A 362-nucleotide genomic window follows, 5' to 3' on the forward strand; every position below is an offset into this window, starting at 1 on the left:
ATTGCGCTGGATGTAAACGATGTCGGAAAGGCGCTCCCAACCCTGAAGATCTATATATTAGACGGGGACAAGCTATGTGGGATTGGTGTACCAGGGGAATTGTGCGTGGCAGGGGTTGGCGTCGCCAGAGGCTACCTCAACAAACTGGAGCTAACGAATAAAAAATTCGTAGCGAATCCTTTTGTACCCGGGGAGCGGATGTACCGGTCGGGCGACTTAGCGAAATGGTTGCCGGACGGGAACATCGCCTATTTGGGCCGTATGGATGATCAAGTGAAGATCAGAGGGTTCCGGATTGAGCTGGGCGAAGTGGAACATGCGCTGCGGCAGCTCGAAGGAATCCAGGATGCGGCGGTCATCGT

The 362-nt window shown here is 54.1% G+C and carries 1 protein-coding gene; it reads left to right on the plus strand.

All coding sequences use genetic code 11. The features are described from left to right. A partial coding sequence (locus tag ACTJKB_RS30985) for an AMP-binding protein (RefSeq protein WP_440838051.1) occupies positions 1–362 on the plus strand: 362 nt, incomplete at both ends.

Origin of the sequence: Paenibacillus sp. 22594 (assembly GCF_052044425.1) — a bacterium.
Taxonomy (GTDB): Bacteria; Bacillota; Bacilli; order Paenibacillales; family Paenibacillaceae; genus Paenibacillus_AQ.